The sequence below is a fragment of the Roseobacter sp. CCS2 genome (genome assembly GCF_000169435.1).
Classification (GTDB): Bacteria; Pseudomonadota; Alphaproteobacteria; order Rhodobacterales; family Rhodobacteraceae; genus Yoonia.
In genome coordinates, this window is record NZ_AAYB01000001.1 from 256179 (window position 1) to 282846 (window position 26668).

General features: G+C 55.4%; 25 protein-coding genes and 1 tRNA gene. 11 read left to right on the plus strand and 15 right to left on the minus strand.

The genetic code is table 11. The features are described 5' to 3' along the window. Nucleotides 1–95 precede the first annotated feature (95 nt). Both RCCS2_RS01320 and ygfZ read left to right on the plus strand, forming a co-directional pair. A complete protein-coding gene (locus tag RCCS2_RS01320; RefSeq protein WP_008230716.1) occupies nt 96–1886 on the plus strand; it encodes an ABC transporter ATP-binding protein in 1791 nt (596 codons plus the stop codon). Beyond that, nucleotides 1879–2613, plus strand: coding sequence for a CAF17-like 4Fe-4S cluster assembly/insertion protein YgfZ (ygfZ, locus tag RCCS2_RS01325; RefSeq protein WP_008230717.1), 735 nt, complete (start codon nt 1879–1881; stop codon nt 2611–2613). Before RCCS2_RS01320 ends, ygfZ begins: the two co-directional genes overlap by 8 nt. A gap of 2 nt (nt 2614–2615) precedes the next feature. Here the strand turns inward: ygfZ and efp are convergent, their stop codons facing one another. Next, a complete protein-coding gene (gene efp / locus RCCS2_RS01330; protein WP_008230718.1) occupies nt 2616–3179 on the minus strand; it encodes an elongation factor P in 564 nt (187 codons plus the stop codon). 224 nt (nt 3180–3403) lie between these two features. Here efp and RCCS2_RS01335 point away from each other — a divergent pair, with 224 nt between their 5' ends. Then, a complete protein-coding gene (locus RCCS2_RS01335; protein WP_008230719.1) occupies nt 3404–3727 on the plus strand; it encodes a DUF6280 family protein in 324 nt (107 codons plus the stop codon). Nucleotides 3728–3783: 56 nt separating this feature from the next. Here RCCS2_RS01335 and RCCS2_RS01340 read toward each other — a convergent pair whose 3' ends face one another. Beyond that, nucleotides 3784–4362, minus strand: coding sequence for a hypothetical protein (locus RCCS2_RS01340; RefSeq protein WP_008230720.1), 579 nt, complete (start codon nt 4360–4362; stop codon nt 3784–3786). A gap of 52 nt (nt 4363–4414) precedes the next feature. Between RCCS2_RS01340 and RCCS2_RS01345 the strand changes: the two genes are divergently transcribed. Further along, a complete protein-coding gene (locus RCCS2_RS01345; protein ID WP_037292996.1) occupies nt 4415–5860 on the plus strand; it encodes a cobyric acid synthase in 1446 nt (481 codons plus the stop codon). Here the strand turns inward: RCCS2_RS01345 and RCCS2_RS01350 are convergent. The 7 genes from RCCS2_RS01350 to RCCS2_RS01380 all read right to left on the minus strand — a co-directional run bounded on the left by RCCS2_RS01350 (nt 5857) and on the right by RCCS2_RS01380 (nt 11292). After that, on the minus strand, nt 5857–6549 hold the full coding sequence (locus tag RCCS2_RS01350) for a hypothetical protein (RefSeq protein WP_050770765.1): 693 nt from the start codon (nt 6547–6549) through the stop codon (nt 5857–5859). The genes RCCS2_RS01345 and RCCS2_RS01350 overlap by 4 nt on opposite strands. Nucleotides 6550–6628: 79 nt before the next feature. Continuing rightward, a complete protein-coding gene (locus tag RCCS2_RS01355) occupies nt 6629–8002 on the minus strand; it encodes a TolC family outer membrane protein (RefSeq protein WP_008230723.1) in 1374 nt (457 codons plus the stop codon). 58 nt (nt 8003–8060) lie between these two features. Further along, nucleotides 8061–8714: a protein-L-isoaspartate O-methyltransferase family protein gene (locus tag RCCS2_RS01360; protein ID WP_037293009.1), complete on the minus strand. Its 654-nt coding sequence runs from the start codon at nt 8712–8714 to the stop codon at nt 8061–8063. Between the two features lie 302 nt (nt 8715–9016). Beyond that, nucleotides 9017–9093, minus strand: a tRNA-Arg gene (locus RCCS2_RS01365). Between the two features lie 57 nt (nt 9094–9150). Then, nucleotides 9151–9462, minus strand: coding sequence for an ETC complex I subunit (locus RCCS2_RS01370; RefSeq protein ID WP_008230729.1), 312 nt, complete (start codon nt 9460–9462; stop codon nt 9151–9153). Between the two features lie 63 nt (nt 9463–9525). After that, on the minus strand, nt 9526–10761 hold the full coding sequence (locus RCCS2_RS01375) for an aminopeptidase (RefSeq protein ID WP_156788396.1): 1236 nt from the start codon (nt 10759–10761) through the stop codon (nt 9526–9528). Between the two features lie 75 nt (nt 10762–10836). Next, complete coding sequence (locus RCCS2_RS01380; protein WP_008230731.1) at nt 10837–11292, minus strand: DUF6636 domain-containing protein; 456 nt, start codon at nt 11290–11292, stop codon at nt 10837–10839. A gap of 248 nt (nt 11293–11540) precedes the next feature. Between RCCS2_RS01380 and RCCS2_RS01385 the strand changes: the two genes are divergently transcribed. The 3 genes from RCCS2_RS01385 to uvrB all read left to right on the plus strand — a co-directional run bounded on the left by RCCS2_RS01385 (nt 11541) and on the right by uvrB (nt 15761). Beyond that, nucleotides 11541–12395, plus strand: coding sequence for an aminoglycoside phosphotransferase family protein (locus RCCS2_RS01385; protein ID WP_008230735.1), 855 nt, complete (start codon nt 11541–11543; stop codon nt 12393–12395). A 186-nt stretch (nt 12396–12581) separates the two neighbouring features. Further along, complete coding sequence (locus RCCS2_RS01390; RefSeq protein WP_008230736.1) at nt 12582–13454, plus strand: aminoglycoside phosphotransferase family protein; 873 nt, start codon at nt 12582–12584, stop codon at nt 13452–13454. A gap of 96 nt (nt 13455–13550) precedes the next feature. Beyond that, entirely contained in the window at nt 13551–15761 is a 2211-nt protein-coding gene (uvrB, locus tag RCCS2_RS01395) for an excinuclease ABC subunit UvrB (RefSeq protein ID WP_008230737.1), read from the plus strand. A 120-nt stretch (nt 15762–15881) separates the two neighbouring features. Here uvrB and RCCS2_RS01400 read toward each other — a convergent pair whose 3' ends face one another. Continuing rightward, complete coding sequence (locus RCCS2_RS01400; protein ID WP_232204216.1) at nt 15882–16583, minus strand: DUF3800 domain-containing protein; 702 nt, start codon at nt 16581–16583, stop codon at nt 15882–15884. 269 nt (nt 16584–16852) lie between these two features. Between RCCS2_RS01400 and RCCS2_RS01405 the strand changes: the two genes are divergently transcribed. After that, nucleotides 16853–17281: a hypothetical protein gene (locus RCCS2_RS01405; RefSeq protein WP_008230741.1), complete on the plus strand. Its 429-nt coding sequence runs from the start codon at nt 16853–16855 to the stop codon at nt 17279–17281. On the opposite strand, the gene RCCS2_RS01410 is transcribed toward RCCS2_RS01405, so the two are convergent. The 4 genes from RCCS2_RS01410 to RCCS2_RS01425 all read right to left on the minus strand — a co-directional run bounded on the left by RCCS2_RS01410 (nt 17278) and on the right by RCCS2_RS01425 (nt 21113). Further along, a complete protein-coding gene (locus RCCS2_RS01410; protein WP_232204217.1) occupies nt 17278–17793 on the minus strand; it encodes an NYN domain-containing protein in 516 nt (171 codons plus the stop codon). The genes RCCS2_RS01405 and RCCS2_RS01410 overlap by 4 nt on opposite strands. Nucleotides 17794–17867: 74 nt before the next feature. Continuing rightward, nucleotides 17868–19100 (minus strand): ABC transporter permease subunit, encoded by a 1233-nt coding sequence (locus RCCS2_RS01415; RefSeq protein ID WP_050770787.1) that lies wholly within the window; start codon nt 19098–19100, stop codon nt 17868–17870. A gap of 101 nt (nt 19101–19201) precedes the next feature. Continuing rightward, on the minus strand, nt 19202–20005 hold the full coding sequence (locus RCCS2_RS01420; RefSeq protein WP_037293011.1) for a taurine ABC transporter ATP-binding protein: 804 nt from the start codon (nt 20003–20005) through the stop codon (nt 19202–19204). Between the two features lie 106 nt (nt 20006–20111). Next, nucleotides 20112–21113 (minus strand): taurine ABC transporter substrate-binding protein, encoded by a 1002-nt coding sequence (locus tag RCCS2_RS01425; protein WP_156788397.1) that lies wholly within the window; start codon nt 21111–21113, stop codon nt 20112–20114. Nucleotides 21114–21597: 484 nt separating this feature from the next. Here RCCS2_RS01425 and RCCS2_RS01430 point away from each other — a divergent pair, with 484 nt between their 5' ends. Next, a complete protein-coding gene (locus RCCS2_RS01430) occupies nt 21598–22980 on the plus strand; it encodes an aminotransferase family protein (RefSeq protein WP_037293360.1) in 1383 nt (460 codons plus the stop codon). Here RCCS2_RS01430 and RCCS2_RS18250 read toward each other — a convergent pair. Next, on the minus strand, nt 22977–23114 hold the full coding sequence (locus tag RCCS2_RS18250; RefSeq protein WP_156788398.1) for a hypothetical protein: 138 nt from the start codon (nt 23112–23114) through the stop codon (nt 22977–22979). The genes RCCS2_RS01430 and RCCS2_RS18250 overlap by 4 nt on opposite strands. Nucleotides 23115–23271: 157 nt before the next feature. Here RCCS2_RS18250 and pdxR point away from each other — a divergent pair, with 157 nt between their 5' ends. Both pdxR and xsc read left to right on the plus strand, forming a co-directional pair. After that, nucleotides 23272–24732 carry a MocR-like pyridoxine biosynthesis transcription factor PdxR gene (gene pdxR / locus RCCS2_RS01440; RefSeq protein ID WP_008230748.1) on the plus strand — a complete coding sequence of 487 codons (1461 nt, stop codon included), beginning with the start codon at nt 23272–23274 and terminating at the stop codon, nt 24730–24732. Between the two features lie 161 nt (nt 24733–24893). Beyond that, nucleotides 24894–26666: a sulfoacetaldehyde acetyltransferase gene (xsc, locus tag RCCS2_RS01445; protein WP_008230749.1), complete on the plus strand. Its 1773-nt coding sequence runs from the start codon at nt 24894–24896 to the stop codon at nt 26664–26666. Nucleotides 26667–26668 lie beyond the last annotated feature (2 nt).

Consider the following 26668-nt stretch of genomic DNA (forward strand, 5'->3'; position numbering starts at 1 on the left):
TAATACAGGGCTTTGCCGCGTCAACCTTGCTCAACTTGCTCTGACACCCCATTTACGCGTAGACGATGCATAGCTTAGTTTGCAAAAGGCCTTTGATGCCCCCTCCCATCCCAAAACCTGGCTCTGAAAAGGACCAATCGGCGTTCAAGCTATTCGCGTGGCTGTGGCGTGATTACCTTTATAAATACAAATGGTTGCTGGTTGGCGCCACCGTGTTGATGATGATCGAAGGCTCTATGTTGGCGCTGATCAGCCGCATGATCCAGCCGATGTTTGACGATGTCTTTGCCGAAGGGGACCAAAACGCGCTCTACTTTGTTGGCTTCGCCATCATGGGTATCTTTTTTGTGCGCGCGATAACGTCGTCCGGACAACGCATTCTGATGGCCTTGGTCAAACAACTGGCCGCAGCCGACATGCGCAAACATATGCTGCGGCACCTGATGTCACTTGATAGTGGGTTTTTCCAGCTCCATCCGCCAGGGCAGTTGATTGAACGTGTGCAAGGCGATGTCGGCGTCATCAACGGCGTCTGGAGCAGCCTGCTGACCGCTGTCGCCCGCGATCTGGTGTCGCTGATTGGTCTGCTTGCCGTTGCCATCTGGATTGACTGGCAGTGGACACTGATTGCCATCATCGGCATCCCGCTTTTGATCATGCCATCCTTACTAGTACAGGCCTATATCCGCCGTAGGTCACGCAATGCCCGCGAGATTGCAGGAAATATCTCAACCCGCCTTGATGAGGTGTTTCACGGCATCAATCCGATCAAACTGAACGCGTTGGAAACGTATCAGGCGCAACGTTACGACAAACTGATCAAGGACGGCGTGCAAGCCAGTATGCGGACCTCTTATGGTCAAGCGGCCGTACCAGCCTTGATCGACATCATGACCGGCATCGGGTTTCTCGGCGTCATGCTTTATGGCGGGTCCGAGATTATCTCGGGCGAGAAGACAAACGGCGAATTCATGGCATTCTTTACCGCGATGTCCCTCGCCTTTGATCCGCTGCGCCGTCTTGGCTTGATGAGCGGACAATGGCAGATGGCCGCTGCAAGTGTCGAACGGCTCCAGTATGTTTTGAACCTTCACCCGACCATTCTGTCACCCGCAAAAGCCGAAACCGTGCCCAAAGGCTCGCCAACCGTTTCACTTGAAAACGCGCACCTCAACTATGGTGAATTACCTGTCTTGCGTGGTGCGACCTTTGTGGCCGAGGCGGGCAAGACAACCGCCCTTGTCGGCGCATCGGGCGCAGGCAAAAGCACGGTCTTCAACGTTCTGACCCGACTGATTGAGCCGAATGACGGCAGCGTTCGCATCAATGATACGGCGATTACAGATTATGACCTCGCTGATCTGCGCAGTCTGTTTTCCGTCGTGACGCAAGATGCCGCCCTTTTTGATGAAACGTTGCGCGACAATATCTTGTTGGGGCGCGAAGACATTGATGAAGCGCATCTGCAATCCGTGTTGGATGCAGCCCACGTCAGTGATTTTCTGCCAGCACTGCCCAACGGATTGGACAGCCCCGCTGGCCCACGTGGGTCGAACCTGTCAGGGGGTCAACGCCAACGTGTCGCCATCGCGCGTGCGCTGCTACGCGATACGCCTATTTTGCTGCTGGATGAGGCGACAAGCGCGCTTGACACCAAATCCGAGGCCATTGTGCAAAAGGCGCTGGAAAAGCTCTCAGACGGGCGCACCACGCTTGTGATCGCGCACCGGCTGTCAACAATTCGCAATGCCGACTCCATCGTGGTCATGGATCAAGGCCGCGTTGTCGATCAGGGTGATCATGAAACATTGATTGCACGCGGCGGTATCTACGCTGACCTGCACCGCCTACAGTTTTCACAAGCGGAAAGCCAAGCCGATGCCTGAACGGACCGTTCTTTCAATCAGCGGCGATGACCGTATGTCTTTCCTGCAAGGGCTGGTCACCAATGATGTGACAAAGGCCGACGGGGCGATCATCTATACCGCACTATTGACGCCACAAGGCAAATATATCGCTGATTTCTTTGTGATCGGTCAGGATGACCGACTGCTGATTGATGTGGCCACGTCACATGCACAAACGCTGGGCCAACGTTTGACGATGTACCGTTTGCGGGCGGCCGTGACAATTGAACAAACCGATCTGGTCGTGTCGCGTGGGACAAGCCCGAAACCCGAAGGTGCTTTCGCCGACCCCCGGCATGACGCGATGGGGTGGCGCGCATACGGCGACACCAATATCAGCAATGATACAGATTGGGATGCAGTCCGCGTCAAACATCTGATCCCGCAAACGGGCGTTGAACTGACCGATGATACCTATGTCCTTGAGGCAGGTTTCGAAGCACTGAACGGTGTGGACTTTAAAAAGGGCTGCTTTGTGGGGCAAGAAATCGTCGCCCGGATGAAGCACAAGACAACCCTTAAGAAAGGTCTCGCGCAAGTCACGATCAAGGGCCACGCGATGCCCGGCGATGCCATTACGGCGGATGGCAAACCAGCAGGCACGCTTTATACGGTATCAGGCGACAACGCCCTCGCTTTTTTGCGCTTTGACCGCGCGGACGGGCTGATGCAGGCAGGTGATGCAACGCTTACCCGCCTGAAATAAGTTTACGCGCGTTCAGCGTATTCAAATGTTTCCGTGTTCACGACGATATCTTCGTCCTGCCCGACAAAAGGCGGGATCATTACACGCACACCATTATCAAGCGTGGCCGGTTTAAAGCTGTTCGCAGCCGTCTGGCCCTTAACGACAGGCTCTGTCTCAACCACCTTGCAGGTGACCTTTTGCGGCAGGCTGACATTCAACGCCTCTTCGCCGTAATACTCAATCTTGACGGTCATGCCGTCCTGCAAAAATGGACGGCGGTCGCCCAAAATATCGGCAGGCAGTGCAATTTGTTCATAGGTTTCACTATCCATGAAGGTCAGCATATCGCCGTCTTCGAATAGAAACTGCTGGTCTTTTTGATCCAGGCGCACACGTTCAACCTTGTCAGCAGAACGGAAACGTTCGTTCAACTTGCGGCCGTCGCGCAGGTTCTTCAGCTCGACCTGCGCAAATGCACCGCCTTTGCCGGGCTTGACGTGGTCCACTTTTACAGCGGCCCAAAGGCCGCCTTCATGCTCCAAAGTGTTGCCTGGCCGGATTTCGTTACCGTTTATCTTGGGCATGGGTCAAAGCGCCTCATATTCTTAACAAAGGTTGAATGGTTTCACCTGCGGCCTATATCTTTGCGGTGGGAGTCTGGCAAGTTCAACTGATCGATGTCTCTTCTGGCGTGCGAGCCATGCGTATTTTGCATGGCTGCCATTCCAAAAGAGACCCCCCGAATCGGATAAGAACAGGCATAAAGGCCCTCACGCGGGAACTACAAGAGCAAAAAAAGGGAAGCATGATGAGAGATTTCGTCGACGGTACTGCCTTCAACAATGAGCAAGGTAACCGTGCCCGCAAACTCTTTGCAGCTGTGGTATTGGCTGCACTCGACGATGCAATTGCAGATGACAAGAAGTACGGCAACGGCCCAGAACAGATTGCACGCTGGGCACGCTCACGCGATGGCCGTGAGGTATTGTCTTGCGCCGGTATCGACCCAAACGAGCGGGTTGTCGGCGGTCTGATGGAATTCGTCGGCAAAGGTGTGCGTACATCCGTGGCCTTGTCACGCGAAGAAAGCGAACGCCGCAATGCAGCCGAGCAAGAAGCGCGCGCTGCATAAAGCAACAAAGAGTTTTGCGCTAAAGACGCGGCCCCCAGGAGGGCCGCGTTTTTCGTTTAGCCCCCTGAAAACATGATCGCGAAGATGATAAAAGGGGTAAACTCTGCCAAACCCAGCGACACAATCAGAACGCGCATCCCGGTGCCGGTAAACCTGCGGATCAAAATTCCACAACACAGCAATGACAGCGCCACTTCGATGGCACCCACGATGTTGCCATAGTGATCAGGGTCCCAATAGCTGACGGGGCTTTGAAAAATCCAATTGCTGTACGGCCAGAAATGCGCCCGCCCGTCGTCATGATGCAACAGAAAATCCAGCCCAAGATGCAGCAAAGCTGCACCACACAGCGCAATTAGCACAGGCGACCGCAGCATTGCCCCCAGCGCAAACAAAATGCCCCAAAGGATGATTGAGTTGTCGATCCGAAAAACGCTTTGCCAGGCATCCGAAAAGTAAAGCTGCCCAAAGACCACTTCTGGCGATGTGCCCAGCACCTGTAAATGCCAGCCTGCCATCACATACAGCGACAGGTCCGGGATAAGCCCACCCGCCAAGGCCGCAGCCGTCACAGCAGGCCGCCCGACCTTACCAAATGCCGTTAGTCCGAAAATCAGATGCGCTGGCGTGTTCATGCTCTTTCCCCGCGCCCCTTGCGCCCCTATGAAGTTAGCGAAGGGGACAGCAATGACCAGAGCAATCATGATCCAAGGTGCAGGCTCAAACGTGGGTAAATCCATGCTGGTTGCTGGCATCGCGCGCGCCTGTGTGAAACGCGGTATGTCGGTTGCCCCGTTCAAACCGCAAAACATGTCCAACAATGCCGCAGTGACCGCAGATGGGGGTGAGATCGGGCGCGCACAGGCCTTGCAGGCAATGGCATGCGGGCTGGACCCCCTGGTGGATATGAACCCCGTCTTGCTGAAACCAGAATCCGAGATTGGCGCGCAGGTGATCGTTCAGGGCAAACGCTTTGCCACGATGAAAGCCCGCGACTATGGCAAACAGAAATCCAAACTGATGCCGCCAGTGCTGGAAAGCTTTCGCCGTATTGGCGCAGGCCGCGATCTAGTAATCGTCGAGGGCGCAGGCAGCCCCGCCGAGGTTAACCTGCGCGCAGGTGATATTGCGAATATGGGCTTTGCCGCGGCGGCCAATGTGCCCGTCGTACTGATCGGTGATATCGACCGCGGTGGCGTCATTGCCCAACTTGTCGGCACCCACGCTGTTCTGCCGCCCGAGGATGAGGCGTTGATCAAAGGCTTCGCGATCAACAAATTTCGCGGCGATCCAACCCTTTTTGCCGATGGCATGGATATTATCGCAGCCCGCACCAATTGGGCCCCGCTGGGGATTATCCCATGGTTTGCCGATGCATGGAAACTGCCCGCCGAAGATGTGATGGATATCGCCAATCGCAAAGGCGGGGCGATCAAGGTCGCCGTACCACGCTTGAACCGCATCGCCAATTTCGATGATCTTGATCCGCTGACGGCAACCCCTGATGTGACGGTCGATATCATCGAAGCGGGGCGACCCCTGCCCGGTGATGCCGATCTGGTCATCATCCCGGGGTCTAAATCCACAATTGCCGACCTCGCCCATTTCCGGGCGCAAGGCTGGGACATAGATTTGGCCGCGCATGTGCGGCGCGGGGGGCATGTACTGGGGATCTGCGGCGGCTATCAGATGCTGGGCACAGAGATTGTTGACGCCGACGGCATTGAAGGCGCGCCTGCAACAGTCGCAGGGCTTGGCCTGTTGGATGTCCGCACGGTCATGGTGCCTGAAAAGCGGCTGGCGCTATCGCAGGCCACCTATCTGGCGACGGGTGACACCATTGAGGGCTATGAAATCCACATCGGCGTGACGGAAGGGCCGGACCGTGACCGCGCGTGGCTGTCACTTGATGAACGACAGGAAGGGGCAGCATCTGCTGATGGCCGGATCATGGGCTGCTATTTGCACGGGCTATTTGCAGCGGACGCATTCCGCACCGCCTTTCTTGCCAACATCGGGAAACCTGTGACAGCGCACGACTACAATCAAAGCGTCGAAAACACGCTTGATGCACTTGCGGACCACCTGGAAACACACATGGATATTGATCAGCTGCTGGCGTTGGCAGGTTAGCCTTCGCCCATCTCACGGCTGGTCAGCACGCGGTTGATCTCGCGCCGCACCATCTTGCGGACATTGCGCGTAATCCGTTCACCCAATTCGCCACCCAGCTCATCGTGTACAATCTCTACGACAAGGCTGCGCAAGGCGTCTTCATCAAATCCGGACATCACAGATGCAGCCAACGCGCCTTCATCAATGCCGGACAGATCTTCGATAGCAGCATCAAGCGCTGGTTCGACAGGGTCTTCCGTATCCGGTAACTGTGGCGCATCTGCATCATCCGTCGCGGACAGATCCACCGACACGAGCGGGATTTCAGCGATAGCCGCCGAATCGTTCGGTGCAACGGGAAAAGCACTGGCTGCCCATGCCTCTTGATCAAAGCTTTCACCTTCATCGGCTTCCCAGTCATCGAACTGCGCCGTAACCGCCGCTTCCAATTCAGCGATCGTGGCTTCCAGCCCAGCTTTGTCGTAACGCTTGACTGGCGGCAACTGTGTTTCAGGCGTTGTCGGTGTGGCGTATGCAAGAGCAATATTTGTTGGTGTTTTGGCGATTTTTGTATCGTGCACACGTTGTTCAGGCGTCAGAATAAGACGATCCATAAGAATGCGCGACCGCGTGCGCGGCGGCTCTTTGTGCGAGACGAAATCGCGCACTGACGAGACGAGTTCATCAATATCATCAGTCGGCGCCATCTTGGACATCCTGTTCATCCCGAATTTTCACCAAGTCACAAGACTTTAGCGAACGGGATTACCCCGAACAACAGCGCCGTTACTCTTTTCCGATAGCCTCTAACACCCGGTCAAGTGCGGCCCCCTGCGAAGACAGCGCAGATGGCGCATCTTTCACAAGGTTATAGTACTCTGCCGGATCATACTGCTGTACCGGCAGATTAAGGTGATCAACCGTCAAAAGCCCCATGGCGGCCAATAGCGCATATGACGCAATAACCTCAGAGGATTGCGCGGCAATCCGGTTCGTTTCCGCATCCAACAGTTCTTGTTCTGCGTTCAAAACGTCCAGCGTGGTGCGCGACCCAAGTGTCGCCTCTTCACGGACACCTTCAAATGCAACACGCGCTGCGCGGATCTGCTGTTCGGATGCCTGACGCGAAGCCTGCGCAACCTGCAGCGATGCAAATGCAACGCCGACCTGCTGCTCGACCGCAAGTGTTGTCAGGTGCAAAGCAGAACGCGCCTGATCGCGGTTGGCCTGTACTTGGCGTAATTGGCTAAGAAGCAGGCCACCCTGATAAATCGGCCCTCCGATACTGACACCCAGTTGGGCGCTCTCGTTTGAATCCTCGTCCGTGCTGACAAACCCGTTCAAAGACACCCGTGGCCGCGTGGCCGCCCTGGCGCGCATGATGTTAAGCTCGGCCGCAGACACGCTGTGCTGGGCTTCCAAAATGGCGGGATGGTTGCGGACTGCGAATGCTTTGGCGTCAGCAATGCTGCGCGACACAGGCGCAGGGCTGACGGCGCGTGGCCCGCCGGGCCCACGACCCACAGCCACAACGTATTCTTCGATCGCCTGCGCCAGATCACCCTGTGCGCTTGCCAATTCGCTACGCGCACCAGCAAGTCGCGCTTCGGCCAAAGCCACGTCGGTACGCGTAACTTCACCTACTTCGAAACGATCCTGCGCCGCGCGAAACTCTTGCGTGATAAGGCGCATATTGTTCTGGCGCAGTTGCACAAACTCATTCGAGCTGCGCACGTTCATATACGCTTGAACGGCGCGCAACAGCACATCTTGCTCAACCCCGCGCAACGCTTGACGGGTGCCAAGGACCACTTCCTTTTGCGCGTCGATGCCAAGCGCATTCACGCCGAAATCAAAAAGCGTCAGATCACCGGTGATCCGTGCCAAAACAGAGTCTGTCGTGACCATCGAACCTGTCATAGGCGAGGTCGAACGCGTGCGGTCAGCGGAAATCGACCAGTTGATCACAGGCAGGGTCGCGGCAACGGATTGCGCAACCCCTTCATCAGCAGCACGCAACAAGGCCCGGTTCTGCTCCAGCAAACCAGAGTTGTTATAGGTGGCGGAAAGTGCGTCTGCCAGCGTGTCGGCTTTGAGTGCCGGTGCACCCATAAATGACATCGCAATAACGATTGCGGCCAGTCCTTTTCGTTTGATCATGCGATGCCCTTACCTCATTTATAATTGGTACGCGAAACCCCGCGCAAACGATCACTCTCTAAAGCGCAAATGCTGTGTCTTTTTCAAAGCCAGCAAGAACGGGCGCACTGGCGTTGAATGAAAACCGCCAGTTGACCACCCCGTCAATCTTATGCCCGATGCGCACAACGCCCAGCGTCCCTTCGGAAAAGACGGCGGCAATCCGACCACCCTCGCGCAATTGATCCAATAGCGTTTCTGGAACCTGCTCGGCGGCGCCTTGCAAAATAATGATGTCATAAGGACCTGATTTTGCAGCCCCGGCATTCAACTCAGCTGTCATAACGGCTGCATTGTCAGCACCTTGTTGGGACAGGATAGATTGCGCTTCCTGCGCACGCGCCGCGTCATCTTCGACGGCCACGACAAAATCGCTCATACGCGCCAGAACGGCGGTCGAATAGCCCAATCCACAAGCGATATCGAGAACAACATGCTGCGGCTGGATGTCCAGCGCATCAATCATCTTGGCCAAGGTCCGCGCCTCAAGCATCACGCGACCACCGCCGATATCCAAATTCTCACCCACATAAGCGGCTTCACGCTTTGCATCCGGCACAAAAGCTTCGCGCGGGACAGCAAGCATCGCATCAATAATCGGGAACTTGGTCACATCAGACGGGCGCACCTGCGTATCGACCATCATTGTACGGCGGGAGGTATAGTCAGTCACGATCTAAACTCTTTCGTTCAGTATGTTTTGTGTGTGATGCCATAGATGGCCGAAGGCGGCAACATTGAAGATAGGATCGGGGGGCCGACAAGCGGGCTTTGGCAATGCGACGCAATCCGGCCTATGACTATTGCGACATCAGATGTGCGACGAACGGGGAAACTATGGACCGGACGACCTTTGGAACATGATGCCAACAGAAAGATCCGGCAACACGCGATGCTGCGATATGACGTGCACAAAACACCACCGGAATTTCCGCGCTTAAGGAAAACCATGATCTCGTGATCACGATAATAAAATGGCGATCCGAGAAGGACTCGAACCCTCAACCTGCTGATTAGAAGTCAGCTGCTCTATCCAGTTGAGCTATCGGACCGCACGGGCTTTGGTATGGCGCGCAAGCTGTCGCTTTGGCAAGTGCAAATAGGCCGGTTTAATGCGTCCATGCACCACGCCGGTTGGTGGCGAAATTCTCACCATAGCCGCCGGGGCGGATATTTGCCTTACGCGCCTTGGGTTCGCGCACCACAGCGTCAATGCTGTTTTCACGGGCATATTCAAGGGCCGCTTCCTTTGTATCGAATTCCAGCTTCACCTGCGCTTGCGTATCAGACGATGACGTCCAGCCCATCAAAGGATCAACCTCGCGCGCTGTCTCGGCCACGTGCTCTAGCACCCAGTGCTTTGTCTTGGCGGTGCCAGAGGACATGGCGGTTTTGGCTGGCTTATAGATTCGTGCGCGCATGTCGGCGTCTCCCTTGGCTACGCTCTATATGTGCAAAACCACGCGCTGACGCAAGCATTTGGATCACGCCCATTCGCCACCACGCATCACCGGCACACGATCACCCGTCTTGGTGATCCCGTCGATATCAACCGCGTCCGACCCCATCATCCAATCCACATGAATAATGCTCTGATTACCGCCCTTCTGTTTCAGCTCCTCAGGCGACAACTCCGACCCGCCTTCAATCGTATCAGCGTAACACTGGCCCAGCGCGATATGGCAGGATGCATTTTCATCAAACAGCGTGTTGTAAAACAATGTCTCCGACTGGCTGATCGGGCTGGAGTGCGGCACCAGCGCCACCTCCCCAATCCTGCTGGCCCCGTCATCGGTCTTTAGCAAGGCGTTCAGCACATCTTCGCCCTTGCTGGCCGTGGCCTCGACAATCCGGCCCGCCTCAAAGCGCACGGCGATATCCTCAATCACGCGGCCTTGATGGGCCAGCGGTTTGGTAGCGGCCACCGTCCCATCAACCTTATAGGCATGAGGGCAGGTAAACACCTCTTCGGTCGGGATATTCGGCTGACAGGTCACACCGTTCAGCGCAGGCGACGCCCCGCCCTTCCAGATATGCCCATCCGCCAGACCAAGACGCAGATCAGTGCCCGGCCCGGTGTAGTGAAGTGCCGCAAAATTCTGGCCATTCAGCCAATTCACACGTTCTTTCAAAGCGGCCGTGTGTTCGGCCCAATTCGCCACCGGATCATCGCCATCCAAACGCGAGGCCGCATAGATCGCATCCATCAATTTGCCCTGCGCCTCTGCCACTGGCAGATCAGGATACACCTTCGCCGCCCATGCTGCACCGGGATAGGCCACGATGTTCCAATTCACCTCGAACCCTACAATCGGGTTCATCGCCGGTTTGGCGGCAATGGATGTGGCCTTGCTTAAGCGCGCCACCTTTGCAGGATCCTGCTCTGCCAATAGCATTGGGTCATCACCCGTAATCGCCATGCGGGCGGCACCACCTTTGAATGCAGCAGCCATACCTTCAAACAACCACTCTGGCGCGCGATCAAAGCTTTCATCGGGCGCGTGTTCATAGCGCGCCAAGGTAATGGCATCATCATTAAAGAACGGTGTCACAATGCCCGCACCCGCCTTATAGGCATGCACGGTGATCCGGCGGACAAGATCAAGGGCCGCCATCGGCGCGGTAATCACCAGATCCTGTCCCGGTTGCAGATTCACACCGGTGCGGACTGCAACTTCGGCAAGACGGTCAAGTTTGGCAGGATCAATATGGTCAGACATGGCAGCGGGCCCTTTCATGCGTGTCATACATCAACTGCGACAACACGGTTCAAAGGTCAACTGACGACGCTGCTTTCAAAAGATCCTTTGTTCGGCGCGGCGCACTTCAAAACCGCCGCCTTCGATATTGGTGCATGTCACACCAGAGCGTTCTGAACGACAGGTGATACCATCAAGAATGGCACGGCGTCCGTAGGGCAGCACAGGCCGGTCCTCGGGCGCGGGGACGGCATCGGTTGCACAGACCACAAGACCGGTCCCGGTTTGGCGCAAACCGAAAGATGTGCCCCAGTCCCCCTCACACGATGTTGGGCGATTGGTATAGCTTTGCTGATCAACACCCAATTCACACCGGACCGACAAAAGCGTGTCCCGCGACATGTCGCAACGGATATTGCCGGATGGTGATTGAAAAGCGATATCCGCCGCCCCGGAAAGGCTGCCGATCAAGACAAACAAGAACGCAAAAGCACAGCGAAGCATCAGAAAAACAAGCCCAAACCACCACCAGAACGAAACTAGCATGATCATCTGGCAAGTTGAAATTCAAACTATTGCGATGACGCTGGGTCAGCCGAAAACAACCTGTTGTCGGGTCAGACCTGTCCTTTGACCAGGGGCAGGTCGAAAATGCTATCTTCCGATCTTTTCAGTCTAGGCAAGTCATCGCACAAGATTGCTTTGTAACGGCGACATCACCATCCAACAGGTCTTGGGTCGACTTGCAAAAAAGCAGGAAATCCGTCACATCCACCTGATTGTCACGCATTGGATAACACATGCCGGAACAGAATTACCTGACGCACCGCGCATCTCGGATCGCGACCCGCTGGGACCTCACGTTACAAGATCAACTGCAGCTGACCAAGTCACGCGCAGTCTACAAGGTTGAGACCGCGAACGGACCCGCTGTTTTAAAGCTATATGGAAAGTTGCACTGCAGCGGCGAACGTGCAGCAGTTCCATTCCTGCGCACGCTTCCAGACGATATCGCGTTGAAAGTCTACAGAACAAGTCCCCTGCGCCGCGCAATCCTGATGGAATGGCTGGATGGACCGTCGCTAGCGACCCTTATGGCCAAAGGGCAGTCAATTGAAGCCGAACAGCACCTCGCAAATGTGGCAGGAAAGCTCGCAAAGGTAACTTTCAAAAATCACCTGCTTTACCGCAAAACGCGAAGCGCCAGAATGCCATCAGCCTTCAAAGCGGCTGTCGCCGCCGAGACCGGCACGCGGCAAAAAATGTTCCAGAAAATGCAAGACATTTTGGATACGCTGCTGAAAACAACAGAAGTCGAGACAATCATTCACGGCGACATGCAGTATCAACACGCGATATTGACACCAAAAGGTCCGCGCTTATTTGACCCTAAAGGCTTGCGCGCCGACCCGGCGGCTGAATATCGGCTGGTTCTCATCCCCAATCACCACGACACGCCTGTTGACGCTTTCAATGAGTGTGTCTTACGAAGGGCAACGCTTTTTGCTGATGCCACCGGAATTGATCGGCAACGCATTCTGATGTGGGCTACCGTAGGGTGGGGTAGTCGTGTCATGACTGGTAAACTCAAAGCGGCATCACCTGACACAGTCGACCCCTATCTGCACGCTCTCCTCGACCTTTCCCAGTTCTGAAACACGCCTGATACCCCCTGCCAGACGCCACCCTTGGACCCAAATCCAGACACATCAACCATAGGGTTCAGTCAAAAGGATCAAATATAATGGCATGCATAGAAGTACGTATTCACCTCTCTCACGGCAGCGTCACTTAAGCGCGGCGCCAACAGAGCGCATACGCGAAAACCAAAGGATGCACTGATGGCTACCGCCCGGACTAACCAATCACCACAAACCCAAGACCTGATTGAACGGGCTGAAAAGATTGCTGCGCGCTGGAACGTCCATCTGGATACTCCGCTCAAGCACACCGCGGATCGTCTCGTTTATAAAGTCAGTACTGCCGACGGAAACGCCGTCTTGAAACTGAACCGTAAACTTGGCTCAGAAGGTGGGGCCGTGCCGTTCTTGCGCGGCCTACCCGATGGCATCGGGGTTCAGCTCTTGCGGGTCAGCCCGCTGCGCCGCGCAGTACTGCTGGATTGGCTCGAGGGACCAACACTTGAAGAATGCTTGGCAGAGGGTCGTGCAACAGAGGCGGAGACCCACCTCGCCAAGCTTGCCTCCGCACTCGCCCAAGCATCTTTCCGATATGCATTTACACTGCCCAAACTTGAAACATGGCTCATGCGGCGCTTTACGCGTTGCGCGAAGGGCCTGCAGAATACCCCGCATCATCAAAACCTCACGCGCAGCATGCGCCTTTTCGAAAAACTGGTTCAAACCACGCAGCGTCAAACGGTGATCCACGGCGATCTGGATTTCAACAACGCCATCCTCACACAAGCAGGCCCACGACTGATCGACCCCAAGGGTTTTCGCGCAGACCCAGCTGCCGAATTTCACCGCGCCTTGGTGAAACGGCCAAGCGGACCCACGGTGCAGGATTTTATCAATTGCATTCAGCATCGCGCAGCGGTGTTCGCCCCGGCCATTAATGAAACACCGCAACGTGTGATCCAATGGGGCGCAGTCATGCGCGCGAACCAGGTGTTGTTCCATCACGCCGGTCGTGCAGCCGCCGACCGTGCCGACCCACATCTGACCGCATATCTTGATCTCGCAGAGGGATAAGGTGTCACAACCCTCATGACACATCCTGTCAGGAGACGCCCTTGAACCGCCCTCAAAACACATCAACTATAGGCGTGACCCCAAAGGACCGTTCCCATGGCATACGCCCAGACCGACAAACGCGAGGCAGAGCAATTCCTGTCCAACCCCGCCCCTGACGTCAAAACCCGCGAAAAGCTGGAAGGCGGCAAGCGCTTTGTGCTGTCAACCGAATTTGAACCGGCAGGTGACCAGCCCACAGCGATCAAGGAACTGTCCGAAGGCATCGTGAACGGCGAACGCGATCAGGTGCTGCTGGGCGCCACCGGCACCGGTAAAACCTTCACCATGGCCAAAATGATTGAAGAAACGCAGCGCCCCGCGATCATCCTTGCACCTAATAAAACCCTCGCCGCCCAGCTTTACGGCGAATTCAAAGGCTTCTTCCCCGACAATGCCGTCGAATACTTCGTCAGCTACTACGACTACTACCAACCCGAAGCCTATGTCGCCCGCTCGGACACCTACATCGAAAAAGAAAGCCAGATTAACGAACAGATCGACCGGATGCGCCACTCTGCCACCCGCGCACTGCTGGAACGGGACGACGTCATCATCGTGGCCTCCGTGTCTTGCATCTACGGCATCGGTTCTGTCGAAACTTACGGCGCCATGACGCAAGATATCCACGTGGGCCGGGAATACGACCAGCGCAAGATCATGGCAGATCTCATCGCCCAACAATACCGCCGCAACGATCAGGCCTTCCAGCGGGGCACTTTCCGGGTACGCGGCGATAGCTTGGAAATCTGGCCTGCCCACCTTGATGACCGCGCCTGGAAACTGTCGTTCTTCGGCGAAGAACTGGAAACCATCACCGAATTTGACCCGCTGACCGGTGACAAAACCGACACGTTTGAAAAGGTGCGCGTCTACGCCAACTCGCACTACGTCACACCGAAACCAACCATGAACCAAGCCGTCATCGGCATCAAAAAAGAACTGCGTATGCGGCTGGATCAACTGGTCGGCGAAGGCAAACTGCTGGAAGCACAGCGGTTAGAGCAACGCTGCAACTTTGACCTCGAAATGCTGGAGGCCACAGGCGTCTGCAACGGCATCGAAAACTACTCGCGCTACCTGACAGGCCGCGCGCCGGGTGAACCGCCCCCCACCCTGTTCGAATTCATCCCCGACAACGCCATCGTTTTCGCCGATGAATCCCACGTCTCCGTTCCCCAAATCGGCGGCATGTACAAGGGCGACTACCGACGCAAATTCACACTGGCCGAACACGGGTTCCGCCTGCCGTCCTGCATGGATAACCGCCCGCTCAAGTTCGAAGAATGGGACGCCATGCGCCCCCAATCCGTCTTCGTCTCAGCGACTCCGGCGGCGTGGGAGCTGGAACAGGCAGGCGGCGTTTTCACCGAACAAATCATCCGCCCCACAGGCCTGATCGACCCCGAAATTGAAATCCGGCCTGTCGACATGCAAGTCGACGACCTGCTGGATGAGGTGCGCAAAGTCGCCGCCGATGGCTACCGCACGCTGGTCACAACCCTAACCAAACGCATGGCCGAGGATCTGACCGAATACATGCACGAACAGGGCATCAAAGTCCGCTACATGCACTCCGACATCGACACGATTGAGCGGATCGAAATTCTGCGCGACCTGCGGCTGGGGGCCTTCGACGTGCTGATCGGGATTAACCTGCTGCGCGAAGGCCTCGACATCCCCGAATGCGGGTTGGTGGCAATCTTGGATGCGGACAAAGAAGGCTTCCTACGTTCTGAGACCTCACTGGTGCAAACCACAGGCCGCGCCGCGCGCAACGCCGAAGGGCGGGTCATCATGTACGCCGACCGCATCACCGGCTCGATGGAGCGGGCAATCAAAGAAACCGACCGCCGCCGGGCGAAGCAAGTGGCCTACAACGAAGAACACGGCATCACGCCGCAGACAGTGAAAAAGAACGTCGAGGATATCCTCGCAGGCCTCTACAAAGGCGACGTCGACATGAACCGGGTGACAGCCAAGGTCGACAAACCCATGGCCGGGGCAAACCTCGCTGCCGTGCTGGACGGGCTACGCACCGACATGCGCAAAGCAGCCGAGAACCTGGAGTTCGAAGAAGCCGCCCGCCTGCGGGACGAAGTGAAACGACTGGAAACGGTCGAACTCACAGTGGCCGACGACCCGCTGGCAAGACAGCAAGCCGTGGATAAAGCGGTGGACGATGCACAGAAAGCGTCAGGACGGAGTACCGGTGGACGTGGTGGTATGCGCGGCGGGAAAAGTAGGTATGGGGGGAAGAAGCGGTAAAGCGCAATCGACCAGACTTAACTTGAAATTAGCACTATTGGTGTGTATTTAGCCATTAAAGGTTCCCCCCCGATGATAAGAACCCAAGGGGTTCTCCGTAAGGTAGTCGGGGGGGTCACATCAATAATAATTACGGGTACCGGATCGGAATATCTCGAATTCGCTACGGATCAAATGTTTGATCTGATCGTAAGCGGTCTGATCACCCTTTTCCCACTTCCTTAAGATTGCCCAATTCAGGTAATCGGCAATTTGCAGTCCATAGTGAGATCGCGAAGCGTGGTGCATGATCGAATATGGTGTTCTTGTTGGCAACATATCTGCCAAAACAAGTTTTAGCGCCTTCTCTACCGCACGGCGCTTTCGATTGACGGGGATTGTATCGGTGATAATCACCAATTCCTCAATGCCAAGAGGTGTTTTTTCAAGAACGAAACGCAAAAGAAATCCCAGCATCTTTGGATAGAACTTTTCTGCCTCTTGCAACGCAGTCCCAGTTTTGCGTTTCTCAACTACAACCGCATCCACAGAATTTGGCTGCAAATCTGATGCAAGCAAATCAAACATGCGCCTACGCACATGTGGGTTATCATCAGCACAGTGAAAACACTCCAACTGCAGTCGTGGCATGATCAAATGTTCGATAAGATCATATTTGTAGGTATCAAGCTTAGTATGCAAACTGAACGGACGATGCATGCTGACACTGGTGAGAGTGAAGAACTGTGAACCGTTCGCAGAAAAGTCAAAATTACCTCCTTCGTCGAGAAATATGTATAAAGTAGACAAGGTGGTGTTCGCTCCAAGGTGAGTTAGACTCACGCATAGCGTGTATCTTGCCGGTCAGCAAATACACCTGAGGCACAAACCTTAACCCCAAATTCACAAATCCACTGCACGCTGCCTTAACCCGCACAAACCGTACACCGCGTACATACGGGTTGTGTACGGCCTGTGTACGCATTGCATACGCCCCAATCCCCCACAAATCCCAGCGTTAACACATGATTCCACGCGCCGGGGTCGCTGCCGCGCTCCGATCCCCACCGCGCGTTGCTTGCCCTGCGCTTTGATCCCGCTACATCCCCGTCATGCGCATCGCTATCGCCTTCCTGCTCCTCGCCTCACCCGCCGCCGCGTGGGAGTTTTCGGCCAGCCCGATCTGCACTTTGACGGACACATCTGCGGCAGGCGATATCACCGTCACCTACGACCCGGCCATGACCGAATATGCGGTCACCGTGACACTGCCCGAAGGCCAATGGCCCAGTGACCTGACCTTCGGTATGGCCTTCGCCAATGACAGACCGCTCAGTATCCAAACCGACCGTCATGTGATCAGCCCCGATGGCCGCAGCATCACTGTGAAAGACCGCGGTTTCGGCAATGTCCTCAACGGGTTGGAGTTCAACACACGCGCCTATGCGATGCTTGGTGACACCACTGTCGGTTTCGACCTGACAGACATCGGCCCTGCGATCACGGCCTTTCGCAACTGCCCGGCAGCCAACCTCGCCTAAAGCTTGCCGCGCCATTTCACGGCCCCGTCGCGCCACGCGCCCCCAATCAAAACGCCCCTCTTGTCCGCATGCGGAAACCGCAGCCGCCAATCGCGATATTTATCGTTGGTGACAACGCGCAAGTTATGATCCGTGGCGAACGCCAGAATACTCTCATCCGCCACAACGCCCTTACTTACAACGCAGACATGATGCGCAGGCACACCGATCAGCCAAGCGATCTTGGCCTCATTATAGTAATGATCATCAAGGACATAGCCGACATTGGCATCGAAAAAGACGATAGGGGTATACCCTTTTTCCTCCAAATTCCGCAGCACGCGCAGCACCATATCGGAAGACGGCTCATCCCCCCAATACAGCACATTTGATCCATCAACGACGATGGAATTGGGCGGCAGCTTGGCCACATCCAATGGGCGCGCAGGTGGCCGACGTCGTCGCCGCAACAGCACCAGAATAACGAAGGCGGCAAAGGCCGGCGCAAGTAAAAGAAGGTCAGAAAACTGCACGTAATTAAACCAAAAAGGGCGAAGGATTTGCACCCTCGCCCTTGTTCTTCAGGTTGTCAATGAAGGGTCCTGGATCAACCCTTGCCCTTCCATGGCACGAGCCATTTTTCGGCCTGACGCATCAGCATATCAATGCTGAACCCGATGATGCCAATCAGGATAATCCCCATCAAAACGATGTCTGTGCTTTGGAATTTGGACGCCACCATAATCATCATGCCAGCACCCTTTTCTGCCGCCACCAGTTCAGCCGCAACAACCGTGCCCCAGCACACGCCCATCGCCACACGGGCCCCGGTGAAAATCTCGGGAAGCGAATTCGGGATGATGACATGGCGCATGATCTGCCACTTGGACGCACCCAATGAATAGGCCGCATGCACCTTGGAAATCCGCACACCGGACACACCGGACCGCGCCGCAATCGCCATAATCCAAAGGGCCGCGAGGAACAGCAGGATGATTTTACCAACCTCACCAATCCCCGCCCAAATGATCACCAGCGGGATCAAGGCAAGCGGCGGCACAGGGCGCATGAATTCCACGATCGGATCAAACCACCCCCGGAACCAATTTGACAAACCCATCGCATAGCCCAGCGGGATCCCCACCAAAGCGCCCAAAAGGAAGCCCACGATCACACGAAACAGCGAATAGCCAAGGTGTTCAGCCAAGGTCGAGTTGCGATAACCCACCGTCGCGATCTCGCCCAAACGGCTCCACACCGCTTCGGGTGATGGCAGCCAAATCGGCTCCATCTGCAAGCCGGTGGACGGGATGATATTCAGCGTGCCTTTGTCAGACATTGCAATCCGCCCAAAGGCCACATCAACCGATCCGCCGGGTGCGATGGCGTCGCCGTCCACGGCCGTAATAAACGTCTCTTCGTCGCGGCCCATCTCATCATTGCGATCTACACGCAAAAGCTCGCTACGATAGACGGGGATCGCCACTGCGTCGTTTTTGGCTATGCCGTCGCCATCCGTCACCTCAGGCGCGTCCACTTCCTCACCGGTCGGGTGTACAACGACAGACACGGTGGCCGTATCGCTGTCCCCCGCAGGCGTGGTGATTGTATATTCAAAGCTGCCATCGCCTATGAACGGTCCCGGCGCATGCATGAAACCGGGCAGCAGTTTGGAGCCGGTAAACGCCCCCCAAAACACGAAGATCAACACGATCGACACAACAGACGCCGCCGTGTTTGACGTCACGGCGCTTTCATCGCCAAAAGTCACCGTTTTCAGGGAACTGTAGTCATGCTTTGGCGTCAGCAGGCGTTTGATGCCACTCCAGATCACCATCATCAAAAGGATGATCAGGATGTAGCCAATGATGTAAGGGGCCGCCGCCAACAGCGTTGTCAAAACGGCCCAAAGCTCGCCCCAGAGGTTTCCTAACAGTTCCATTATGCGTCCTCTGTCCGGCCCATGATTTCTTCTTCCATGTCCCAGATCATCCCGAGGATTTCTTCGCGGACTTCACCAAACTTGGGATGCTTTTTCACCTCGCGCAGGTCCTGACCCACACCCATTTCTGCAAATGGCAGGCGGTATTCAGTGTGAATACGGCCCGGACGCGGCGCCATGACGATCAGGCGTTCGCCCAACAAAAGCGCCTCTTCCACAGAGTGCGTGATCAGAATGATCGTCTTGCCGGTTTCTTTCCACAGCTTCAGCACAAGACCTTGCATCTTCTCGCGGGTCAGCGCGTCAAGCGCGCCCAGCGGTTCGTCCATCAAGATCACATCCGGTTCATTGGCAAGGCAACGGGCCAGGGCCACGCGCTGCTGCATACCGCCGGACAGTTCGTAAACCGCCTTTTCCTTGAAATCCTGCAAACCGACGACATCCAGAAGGTGATCGACGATTTTAGCCTTCTCGGCCTTCGGCATCCCTTTCATCGACGGGCCAAAGCCCACGTTTTCACGTACACTCATCCATTCAAACAAGGCGCCTTGCTGAAAGACCATGCCGCGTTCGGCGTCTGGCCCTTTGACAGTATGGCCATTAAGAATGATCTGTCCTTCGGTGGGTGCCAAAAACCCCGCGACGATATTCAGGAGGGTGGTTTTACCACAGCCCGACGGGCCCAATACCGACAACAATTCACCTGCTTTAAGATCAAGAGAGACGTCTTTCAGCGCCTGCACCGATGACCCGTTTGGCAGGTCAAAGCGCATTGATAGCCTATCTATTTGTAACCCTGACATAGCGTATCCCATTATTTCCCCTGAAAATTTCTGCGTCTGGGCAGAAATCATCATGACAAAGAATGGAAGACCGGCGCGCAGTATTCTGCGCGCCGGTCAGTGCGATTTACATTTCGCTTACAGCCATCAAAGGGCCAGTATTCACAGCGCCTTCGTAGCTGTCCAAGGACGATGGGATCGAACCGGATTCCACGAATACGTCAGCCACACCTTTCATAAAGGACGGGGCCGCGCCGCCAAGCCATGCTTCGGAAAGCTGTGTTGGCACGTCTGGGAAGACAAATGTTGCCATTGTTTCGGCAGTTGCTTCTTCGTCCATACCTGCGTCATTTGCGATCACAGGCAGCATTTCCGCGACGCCGGAACCATCATTCCACGCGCTGTTTGCGTCAGCAGTCACTTCTAAGAATTTGGCAACAAGATCTGGGTTTTCAGCAACAAAACCTGCGGGTGCAGATGTCACGTCAAACACCAGAATGCCCAGTTCTTCTTTCTCGGCGCCAGTCAGCAACACGTTGCCGTGCTCTTTCATGCGGCGCAGCGCGCCACCCCAACCGCAAGACATATCAACCTGGCCTTGGGCCAAAGCGGCGGCACCTTCGGCAGGGGCCATGTCCACGACGTCAAGCGACGCAAGATCAACGCCAAAGTGGTCCATCTGACGCAGGAAACCATAGTGCGCAGCTGTGCCCAGTGGAACAGCAACTTTCTTGCCAGCCAATTCGTCGGCGCTGTCGGCGTCGATCTCAAGGCCAGAAGACACAACGCAGTTGTCGTTTTCAGCGTAGGATACGGCCACATCCAGGATCTGAAGGTCCTGACCGGCAGAGGCTGCAACAACGAAAGGTGGTACACCTTGGCTGACTGCAATCTGTACATCACCAGATGCCATCGCAGCTGACATCGCCGTACCGCTGTCAAAGCTGACCCAGTTGACCTTGACGCCCATCTCTTCGTCATATGTCCCGTTCACTTTTGCGAACTGGAATGGCATTGGCCACTCAAGGAAATAAGCAACGGTGATTTCATCATGGCCGTCGGCCATAGCAGTTGTCGTTCCTGCCATCAGTGCGACGCCAGCAGCTGCGCCCATAAGTGCGTTTTTCATGTTCATCATTATTCTCCCATGTCGCGACCCTTGGCTTAAGGGCCACATCTTTTGACGGTTTACCCGCCTTGCAATAGTAGCTGAGCATGAATGGACTTGGGTTCCAAGCCCCAACATACGCAGCCGGTTGTTTGACGCCATAATGACGCCTGATTGGCCTCGCGCTTGTCTGAATGCACAAACCTGCGGCAAGTCGAGGCACAGCGAAAGAAATTCATGGGCTTACGTCAATCATTGATTTTTGTGGTTTCCGGGGGCGCGGGTGGCGATGCACGTCGGGGCGTTTGAACTATTCAAACAGTTTTTCAATGATTTAGAGGGCCAGTATCCGGCCCTGCGTTGTCTTGAAGGGTAATTTTGGATATAATCATGCATAATATCTGGCCCTATTGAGATACGCTGATCTGCAGGCAAACTAAAGATGTTGCGGACGGGCGCCGATGGATTCGTGCCCACCGCCCCTGATTTTTATGGAGCATCGGACATGGATACGCAGACATTCGCAAACGATCCCGACACCGTCATTGAAGCAGACCGGGCACATGTCTGGCATCACCTGAGCCAGCACAAACCCTACGAAACCATTGATCCGCGCATTATCGTCGAAGGCAAAGGCCTCCGCGTCTGGGACATCAAAGGTAAAGAACATATTGATGCGGTCTCTGGTGGCGTTTGGACCGTCAACGTGGGCTATGGCCGCGCACGGATCGGCAAAGCAATCTCTGACGCGGTCACCAAGATGTGTTTCTTTGGTGGCACCGCTGGCACCATTCCCGGCGCGCAGTTTGCTGAAATGCTGATCGACAAGATGCCCGGTTTGGACCGCGTTTATTATGCCAACTCGGGCTCTGAAGCGAATGAAAAGGCGTTCAAGATGGTCCGCCAGATCAGCCACAAGCATTATGGCGGCAAGAAACAGAAAATCCTTTACCGTGAACGCGATTACCACGGCTCTACCATCGCGACGATGTCGGCGGGTGGTCAGGATGAACGCAACGCACAATACGGCCCCTTCACACCCGGCTTTGTCCGTGTACCGCACTGCATGGAGTACCGTTCACAAGATGGCAGCCTTGGTGAAGAATATGGTGCAAAGGCCGCGCAAGCGATTGAAGATGTGATCTTGGCAGAAGGTGCCGACACCATCGGCGCGCTGTGCCTTGAGCCGATCACGGCTGGCGGCGGTATTATTGTGCCGCCAAAAGGCTATTGGGAACGTGTTCAGGAAATTTGCAAAAAATACGATATCCTGCTGCACATCGACGAAGTGGTTTGTGGCATTGGTCGCACCGGCACATGGTTCGGCTATCAGCAATTCGGTGTGCAACCTGACATCGTGACAATGGCGAAAGGTGTGGCCTCTGGTTACGCCGCAATATCTTGCTGCGTCACGACGAACCGGGTGTTCGATATGTTCAAGGATGATAGTGATCATCTTGGCTACTTCCGCGATATTTCGACCTTCGGCGGCTGCACGGGTGGCCCCGTCGCGGCAATCGAGAACATGAAGATCATTGAAGAAGAAGACCTGCGCGGGAACTCTGTTGCGATGGGTGAGCATCTGCAAGGCAATCTGCATGCGCTGATGGAAAAGCATAAATGGATCGGCGATGTGCGTGGCATGGGCCTGTTCGCAGGTGCGGAACTGGTGACAGATCGTCAAACCAAGGAACCTGTCGACGAAAAGAAAGTCGCGGCAATTGTGGCGGATTGCATGGCGCAGGGGATCATCATTGGTGCCACCAACCGGTCCTTGCCGGGTTATAACAACACGTTGTTGTTCGCACCTGCACTTATTGCGACTGTGGATGACCTGAACCAAGTCACCGCTGCCGTTGACGAAGCGATTACACGCGTCTTGGGTTAAGATATAATCGGTGCAGGAAGACCAAGCTCCTGCACCGAAACTTTGCACGGCGCATTAAGCGTCTTGGATGTGGCAACTGTCGCAAGACACATAATGCCCAGCCCGGCGATGAAGGCGATTTGGAATAGTTTCATTGCGCGTCTCCGAAAGGGTGTGATGATGAAACGCGCGACGGCCATCTTTCCGTCGCGAAAATCGCAAAACGGCTGGAAAATCTTTCTGCCACTATCTGGCATAGCTTGAAGCTATCTGAATTTAGGTCCAGTCTGGTAGGTAAATTAGGGCCAGACCATGTCCATCTCTGTTGAAACATTTTTCCTTGATCCCTCTGCCGAAGGCACGCTTCAGGCGCGCATTCAACAGATGGTCGCGCAGGGTATACTTGCCGGGCGGTTTCGTCCCGGTGAACGCCTGCCATCTTCACGCAAAATGGCGGCTCATCTTGGTGTCAGCCGGATCACGGTCACCCTTGCCTACACGGAATTAGTTGCGGACGATTATCTGATGTCGCGCGGCCGGTCAGGCTACTTTGTATCTGACAACGCGCCCGAACCCCCGGCCTTTCCCGCCCAGCGCTTCAACGCTGGTACGGTCGATTGGTCCCGGACCATCGGCCAACGTTTCACCCCGGGGCTCAGCCTGGATAAACCCGCAGATTGGGCCGACTACCGCTATCAGTTCATTTACGGCCAAGCTGACAAAACGCTTTTTGACAGCGCCAACTGGCGGTTATGCGCGTTGCGCGCGTTAGGGATGCGGGATTTCAATGCGCTGACATCTGACTATTTTGATGGCGATGATCCGCTGCTGGTGGATTTCATTGCGCGCCAGACCCTGCCGCGTCGCGGCATCCTTGCCAACCCCGACGAGATACTGGTCACGATGGGCGCACAAAACGCGCTTTGGCTTTCCGCACAGGTGCTTTTGAATGGTCGCCGTCGCGCAGCCATCGAAGACCCCTGTTATCCAGCGCTACGCACGATCCTGACGCAGTCGCGTTGTCAGCTAAGTGTCATTCCCGTTGATCATGACGGGCTGCCACCACAGGATTTACCGGACCAAACGGATGTGGTTTTCACCACGCCAAGCCACCAATGCCCCACAGCCGCGACAATGCCACTGAAACGCCGCGAGGCCCTGTTGAACAAGGCCGAGGCCGAGGATTTTGTGATCGTCGAAGATGATTATGAATTCGAGATGTCGTTTCTGAAATCGCCGTCACCGTCCCTCAAATCCCTCGATAAGAACGGTCGGGTGATTTATGTCGGCTCCTTTTCCAAATCACTGTTCCCCGGTCTGCGTCTTGGCTACCTTGTAGGTCCCGCCCCATTCATCCGCGAAGCCCGTGCCTTGCGCGCCACTGTTCTTCGTCATCCACCCGGCCACATTCAGCGCACTGTCAGCTACTATCTGTCGTTGGGACATTACGACGCGCTGGTGCGACGGATGAGCAAGACATACCACGAACGCAGGCAGGTCATGGTTGATGCGCTGCACGAACATGGGCTGACGATTGTAGGGCAAGGTACCTATGGTGGCTCTTCGGTTTGGTTGAAGGCACCTGAAACCGTTGACACTACGGAAATTGCCAAATGTTTGCAAAGCGATAGCGTGCTGGTTGAACCCGGCGCGCCATTTTTCGCAAGAGAAGACCCACCCAGCAACTACCTGCGGCTTGCGTATTCTTCCATTCCCTCGTCCCGTATTCCTGAAGGAATCCGCTTGATCGCCAAGGCTATCCATAATAGTTAATTTTTGAGACCCAGAGTCTCAAAATAATTACTGCTGGCCGTAAGAACGATAACCAATTGGACCTAACTCGAGTTGGTTGCGCACCATAATGTCAGCACAGCGAAAATCGGGGGATTCTGCGTCCCCGTTTTCTATGGAATTTTAGGGAAGGACCCACCGCCATGAAGATGACCACCGAAGAAGCCTTCGTCAAAACGCTCCAAGCGCACGGCATTCGCAACGCATTCGGGATCATCGGCTCTGCCATGATGCCAATCTCTGACATTTTCCCCAAAGCGGGCATCACATTCTGGGACTGCGCCCACGAAATGACCGCCGGCATGATGGCTGATGGCTATACCCGTGCCACTGGTGAAATGTCCATGATGATCGCCCAAAACGGCCCCGGCATCACAAACTTTGTGACATCCGTGAAGACAGCTTACTGGAACCACACGCCATGTTTGCTGGTCACACCGCAAGCGGCCAACAAGACAATCGGCCAGGGTGGTTTTCAGGAAATGGAACAGATGAACCTGTTCGCTGACTGTGTGGCCTACCAGGAAGAAGTCCGCGACCCGACGCGCATCTGCGAAGTGCTGGCACGCGTCATTTCCAAAGCACACCGTTTGTCTGGCCCAGCCCAGATCAACATCCCACGCGATTTCTGGACACAGGTTGTCGACATCGAAATCCCAGAGCCAATTAATTTCGAAGTCTCCCCCGGTGGGACAGAGTCCATCTCTGCCGCGGCCGAAATGCTGTCCACTGCAAAATTCCCCGTCATCCTGAACGGCGCTGGCGTTGTTCTGGCCGAAGGCGGCATTGAAGCATCCCGCGTATTGGCTGAAAAGCTCGACGCGCCGGTATGTGTTGGCTACCAGCACAACGATGCGTTTCCCGGCAACCACCCGCTGTTCGCAGGTCCATTGGGCTATAACGGATCAAAGGCAGGCATGGAGCTGATCAGCAAAGCTGACGTTGTTCTGGCACTGGGTACACGTTTGAACCCGTTCTCCACACTGCCCGGTTATGGCATTGATTACTGGCCCACCAATGCCAAAATCATTCAGGTCGACATCAACCCGGACCGCATTGGCCTGACCAAAAAAGTCACTGTCGGTATCGTGGGTGACGCGGCAAAGGTGGCCAAAGGCATTACAGAGCAATTGTCCGACACAGCCGGTGATGCTGGCCGCGCTGATCGCAAATCCATGATCGCGCAAACCAAATCTGCTTGGGCGCAGGAACTGACCTCGCTTGATCACGAAGAAGATGATCCGGGCACCACATGGAACGAACGCGCACGTGAAGCACGTCCTGATTGGATGTCACCACGTCAGGCATGGCGTGCCATTCAGGCCGCAATGCCAGAAGACGCCATCATTTCGTCTGATATCGGCAACAACTGTGCGATTGGCAACGCTTACCCAAGCTTTCCAACAGGACGCAAATATCTGGCGCCGGGCCTGTTTGGGCCTTGTGGCTACGGTTTGCCGGCCATCATCGGCGCGAAAATTGGCCAAAAAGATGTACCTGTCATCGGTTTCGCTGGCGACGGCGCATTCGGTATCTCTGTGAACGAATTGACGGCGATTGGTCGCGACGAATGGCCCGCCATCACACAGATCGTATTCCGCAACTACCAGTGGGGTGCTGAAAAGCGGAACTCTACATTGTGGTTCGATGACAACTTCGTCGGCACCGAACTGGACATGAAAGTGTCTTATGCTGGCATCGCCAACGCATGCGGTCTGAAAGGCGTGCAGGTCAAGACAATGGACGAACTGACAGCCGCACTGAACGAGGCGATCAAAGATCAGATGGAAAACAACACAACCACCCTGATCGAAGTGATCCTGAACCAGGAGTTGGGTGAACCTTTCCGCCGTGATGCGATGAAGAAGCCTGTCGAAGTGGCGGGTATCTCTGCATCCGACATGGCAGCTGAGTAAGC

Excerpts from the sequence above, each read along its gene's own strand:
- RCCS2_RS01320 (WP_008230716.1), top strand. The coding sequence starts at position 96 with ATGCCCCCTCCCATCCCAAAACCTGGCTCTGAAAAGGACCAATCGGCG.
- ygfZ (WP_008230717.1), top strand. The coding sequence starts at position 1,879 with ATGCCTGAACGGACCGTTCTTTCAATCAGCGGCGATGACCGTATGTCT.
- efp (WP_008230718.1), bottom strand. The coding sequence starts at position 3,179 with ATGCCCAAGATAAACGGTAACGAAATCCGGCCAGGCAACACTTTGGAG.
- RCCS2_RS01335 (WP_008230719.1), top strand. The coding sequence starts at position 3,404 with ATGAGAGATTTCGTCGACGGTACTGCCTTCAACAATGAGCAAGGTAAC.
- RCCS2_RS01340 (WP_008230720.1), bottom strand. The coding sequence starts at position 4,362 with ATGAACACGCCAGCGCATCTGATTTTCGGACTAACGGCATTTGGTAAG.
- RCCS2_RS01345 (WP_037292996.1), top strand. The coding sequence starts at position 4,415 with ATGACCAGAGCAATCATGATCCAAGGTGCAGGCTCAAACGTGGGTAAA.
- RCCS2_RS01350 (WP_050770765.1), bottom strand. The coding sequence starts at position 6,549 with ATGGCGCCGACTGATGATATTGATGAACTCGTCTCGTCAGTGCGCGAT.
- RCCS2_RS01355 (WP_008230723.1), bottom strand. The coding sequence starts at position 8,002 with ATGATCAAACGAAAAGGACTGGCCGCAATCGTTATTGCGATGTCATTT.
- RCCS2_RS01370 (WP_008230729.1), bottom strand. The coding sequence starts at position 9,462 with ATGCGCGCACGAATCTATAAGCCAGCCAAAACCGCCATGTCCTCTGGC.
- RCCS2_RS01375 (WP_156788396.1), bottom strand. The coding sequence starts at position 10,761 with ATGTCTGACCATATTGATCCTGCCAAACTTGACCGTCTTGCCGAAGTT.
- RCCS2_RS01380 (WP_008230731.1), bottom strand. The coding sequence starts at position 11,292 with ATGATCATGCTAGTTTCGTTCTGGTGGTGGTTTGGGCTTGTTTTTCTG.
- RCCS2_RS01385 (WP_008230735.1), top strand. The coding sequence starts at position 11,541 with ATGCCGGAACAGAATTACCTGACGCACCGCGCATCTCGGATCGCGACC.
- RCCS2_RS01390 (WP_008230736.1), top strand. The coding sequence starts at position 12,582 with ATGGCTACCGCCCGGACTAACCAATCACCACAAACCCAAGACCTGATT.
- uvrB (WP_008230737.1), top strand. The coding sequence starts at position 13,551 with ATGGCATACGCCCAGACCGACAAACGCGAGGCAGAGCAATTCCTGTCC.
- RCCS2_RS01405 (WP_008230741.1), top strand. The coding sequence starts at position 16,853 with ATGCGCATCGCTATCGCCTTCCTGCTCCTCGCCTCACCCGCCGCCGCG.
- RCCS2_RS01415 (WP_050770787.1), bottom strand. The coding sequence starts at position 19,100 with ATGATGGTGATCTGGAGTGGCATCAAACGCCTGCTGACGCCAAAGCAT.
- RCCS2_RS01420 (WP_037293011.1), bottom strand. The coding sequence starts at position 20,005 with ATGTCAGGGTTACAAATAGATAGGCTATCAATGCGCTTTGACCTGCCA.
- RCCS2_RS01425 (WP_156788397.1), bottom strand. The coding sequence starts at position 21,113 with ATGAAAAACGCACTTATGGGCGCAGCTGCTGGCGTCGCACTGATGGCA.
- RCCS2_RS01430 (WP_037293360.1), top strand. The coding sequence starts at position 21,598 with ATGGATACGCAGACATTCGCAAACGATCCCGACACCGTCATTGAAGCA.
- RCCS2_RS18250 (WP_156788398.1), bottom strand. The coding sequence starts at position 23,114 with ATGAAACTATTCCAAATCGCCTTCATCGCCGGGCTGGGCATTATGTGT.
- pdxR (WP_008230748.1), top strand. The coding sequence starts at position 23,272 with ATGTCCATCTCTGTTGAAACATTTTTCCTTGATCCCTCTGCCGAAGGC.
- xsc (WP_008230749.1), top strand. The coding sequence starts at position 24,894 with ATGAAGATGACCACCGAAGAAGCCTTCGTCAAAACGCTCCAAGCGCAC.